Consider the following 3,589-nt stretch of genomic DNA (forward strand, 5'->3'; position numbering starts at 1 on the left):
CGCAGGGGCGGGGGCCGGGGTGGGGGTCGCGGTGGGGAGCGAACGGTCGGTCATGTCGGCATTCTGCTCGGCGGCCTGGGCGGTCGCAGTGACGACGGACACCTTCCGACGTGTCCGAAGCGTGCGGGGAGCGGAGCCCGGTGGGTCAGAAGGTGAACCGCAGCGCGCGGACCCGGTGGTCGAAGCTGGACGGAGCGAGTTCCGGTTCGCCGACCGACCGGGCCTCCGGGAGCCGGGTGAACAGCTCCCGGTAGAGCACCTTCATCTCCTGCCGGGCGAGGTGCGCGCCGAGGCAGTAGTGCGGCCCGCCACCGCCGAAGCCGAGGTGGGGATTGGGGGTGCGGGTGATGTCGAAGGACTCGGGGTCGGCGAACACGGTCTCGTCGTGGTTGGCGGAGCCGTAGTAGAGCACCACCTTCTCGCCCGCCCGCAGCAGCGGGCCGTCCGGACCGCCGAGCCGGTGGTCGACGGCCAGGGTGCGGCGGAACTGGATGATCGGCGTGGAGTGGCGGACGATCTCGTCGACCGCGCCGCCGAGGTGCCGGTCGAGGTCGCCGAGGAGCAGGGCGCGCTGGCCGGGGTGGACGGTGAGCAGGTGGAGGCCGTGCGCGAGGGCGTTGCGGGTGGTCTCGACCCCGGCGACGAGCAGGAGGGAGAAGAAGGCGCCGAGTTCGCGGCCGGTGAGGCGGCGGCCGTCGACGTCGGCGGTGACCAGGGCGGAGATCAGGGCGGAGATCAGGTCGTCGGCGGGGCGGCGGCGGCGCTCCCGGCCGAGGGCGGCGACCATGCCCTGCATCCGGGCCAGCGCCCGCAGCCCGCGACCGGGCGTCCGGAGGCGTTCGCGCAGCGGGCGGGCGACGCCGGTGTGCTCGGAGGCGTGGTTGACCTGGTCGAGGATGGCGCGGCGGATTTCGGCCGGAATGCCCATCATGTCGCAGATCACCCGGAAGGGGAGTTCGGCGGCCACCGCGTTGACGAAGTCCCGGGGTCGCTCGTGCTCGACCCGGTCGACCAGTTCGGTGGCGACCCGGCGGATGTCCTCCTCCACCCGGGAGAGCAGGCGCGGGGTGAAGGCGCGGGAGACGATCCGGCGCAGCTGGGCGTGCCGGGGGTCGTCCAGGTTCACCATCGAGTCGCCGAACAGGAGGCGGACCCAGCGGGCGGGTTCGGGGGTGGTGACGCCCGGTCCGCTGAGGAAGACGCCGGGGGTGCGGCTGGCCTCGACCACGTCGGCGTACCGGACCAGGGCGTGGAAGCCCTGGTCGCGGCCGCCCCGGCCCGGGCCGGCACCGAAGCGGGCGGGGGCGGGGAGGCGGCGCAGTTCGGCGAAGGCGGCGGCGCGGGCCGGGGCGGGCAGTCGCCAGAAGGCCGGATCCGCGAGGTCGACACCCTCCGGCCGATCGACGGCGAACCCGGGGCCGACGCCTGCGACTCCGGACCGGGCGTCGGCCCCGGGGCGGACGCCTTCGGCCGCTCCGCCCGTCGCACCGCTGGTCGTGGTCGCGCCGGCATCGGATGCGGTGGTGCCCATCCCGGGCCTCCTGTCCCTGTCGGTCCCGTGTGTGCGAGGTCACATTCAGTACGTATCGGAACGAAGCTGTCAAACCGATATGACGGCATGAATAGCATCTTCTGGGACCAGTCGGGCGCCGCGCTGCGCTCCACCCCTTCCCGCACCGTCGGGATCCAGCCACCGGACGACAACCCTCCCGCACCACCCTTCCCAGCGGCCCCGGAGGTGTCAGTGCCCGAACGGCCTGCCTCGCCGGGACCCGCCCGAGGTGCCCGGACGTGCCGCCACAGGGGTGGAACCGGCCAATAGCGGAGGGTGCGGTACTGGTCGGCGGAGGCGGGTGCGACGATGAGTGTCATCGTGATGACCGACCGGATCCGCTCGCTGCGCGCCGTGGTCTTCGCCGCGCTCTGCGTGGCGCTGGCCGCCACGGCGCACGTTTCCATGTCCGGTTCCGGGGTTTCGGCTCCCGTCCTCGCCGGCGCGTTCGGTCTCACCCTCGGCCTCACCTGGCTGCTGGCGGGCCGACGGCGCGGGCTCACGGTGATCAGCCTCTGGATGGTGGCGGCGCAGACCGCCCTGCACCTGACCTTCGAACAGGCGGGCTCGCTGCTCGGCGGTGGCGGCGCGAGCCGCACTCCGCCGACGGACTGGGCCTCGCTCCTGCTGTGCAATCCGGACGCGACACCCACCGGGTTGACGCCGGACGACCTGGCCGTGATGGCCGGGCTCGATCCGGACGTCCCGCCGGCCGGTGCCCAGGCCGCGACCGCCGCGCACCACGCGCACGGCGCGGCGGCGGCACCTGACCTGGCGTCCGGGTCGGGCGCGGGCGTGACCGGGCAGGGCGTGACCGGTCAGAGCCTGGCCGGTCATGCGACGGGCGGTCACGGTACGGGCGGTCACGACATGGCCGCGCACGGCATGTCCACCGGCATGATCGCCGCCCACGTGCTCGCCGCGCTCGCGTGCGCGCTGCTGCTCTGGCGCGGCGAGACGGCGCTGGTGCGGCTGTTCGACCTGCTCGGCGCGCTGGGCGCCGTCCTGGCCGGGGCGCTGCTGGCACCGCTGCTGGCCCTGTTCGGCCGACCCGCCGGGTACCGGCCGCCAGGAGCGCCGAGACCCGTCGGCAGCCGGACCCGGCTACCGCGGCTGGTGCTGCTCTCGCACGCCCTGGTGCGGCGTGGGCCGCCCCGCACCGCGTTCGCCCGCTGACGCGCCCTCCGCCCTCCCGGACACCGACCGGTGTTCCCGACGCGGTGGGCAGGTCGCCCCGCGCCGCAGCCGCGCCGCCGGGTACCGCCGCCCGTCCCGGACGACCCCGACCGACCGCGAACCACCGCACCGCCGTGCCGTCGTACCGCCCCGCCCAGCCCGCGCCTTTACCGGAGCCGGGACCGGGAGCGGGACCGACGGCCACAGACGGCGGCGGAGGCCGCCGAGGGCCGGGCGACCCGGGGACGGCGCGCCGCCGGTACCGACGGACGCCGCCCGCGCGACCGGGGCCCGGGCCCGTGCGCGCCGACCGTCCCGCCGCTCCGCCGGCCGGGGCCCCGGACGCGCGGCCGCCCACCGACGCCGACGGTTCCGCCCGCAGCGGGACCGCACCACCGTCTTCCCCCCGGGACTCCTCCATGTCTCACTTCGACGGCGCACCGGTCCGAACCGGCGCCACCGTCCTACCGCGTCCGCCCGCCGTCCCCCTGTCCGGGACGGCCCTCCACCTCGTCGGCGACCGAATCCGCCGCCGGCTCCGCGCCGAGGCGGGCGAGGAGCGCCGCCGTCCACTCCCCCGACGGGTCGCCGCCGGTCCGGTCGGCGAGCAGTGGTCCGCGCAGCCGCTCCGCCCGCTCCAGCCAGTCCCGGCAGACCGCGCAGCGCGCGACGTGCTTGTCCAGTCGACGGTCCGGCACACCGGCCGGCTCGCCGTCGAGGCGGGCGGACAGAGCGGTACGGAGTTGCTCGCATCTCATATGACCATCGTCCCGCACCTTCTCCCAGGTGGGACTGTCCGGGTGGGAGGCCGCCATGGATGACGAACAGCTGACCGCCCTCGCCCTGGCCGCCCGCGAGGGG

3 protein-coding genes are annotated in these 3,589 nt (G+C 75.6%); 1 reads left to right on the forward strand and 2 read right to left on the reverse strand.

Going from position 1 to position 3,589, the window contains the following annotated elements; all coding sequences use genetic code 11:
- Positions 1–145: 145 nt before the first annotated feature.
- Complete coding sequence (locus VR45_RS30000) at positions 146–1,531, reverse strand: cytochrome P450 (protein ID WP_078896952.1); 1,386 nt, start codon at positions 1,529–1,531, stop codon at positions 146–148.
- A gap of 330 nt (positions 1,532–1,861) precedes the next feature.
- On the opposite strand from VR45_RS30000, the gene VR45_RS30005 reads away from it, so the two are divergent.
- Positions 1,862–2,728, forward strand: a complete 867-nt coding sequence (locus VR45_RS30005) for a hypothetical protein (protein ID WP_052709485.1) — start codon at positions 1,862–1,864, stop codon at positions 2,726–2,728.
- A gap of 464 nt (positions 2,729–3,192) precedes the next feature.
- Here VR45_RS30005 and VR45_RS30010 read toward each other — a convergent pair whose 3' ends face one another.
- Positions 3,193–3,486, reverse strand: coding sequence for a zf-HC2 domain-containing protein (locus tag VR45_RS30010; protein ID WP_052709486.1), 294 nt, complete (start codon positions 3,484–3,486; stop codon positions 3,193–3,195).
- Positions 3,487–3,589: the final 103 nt, after the last annotated feature.

The sequence above is a fragment of the Streptomyces sp. NRRL S-495 genome (assembly GCF_000966955.1).
Taxonomy (GTDB): domain Bacteria; phylum Actinomycetota; class Actinomycetes; order Streptomycetales; family Streptomycetaceae; genus Kitasatospora; species Kitasatospora purpeofusca.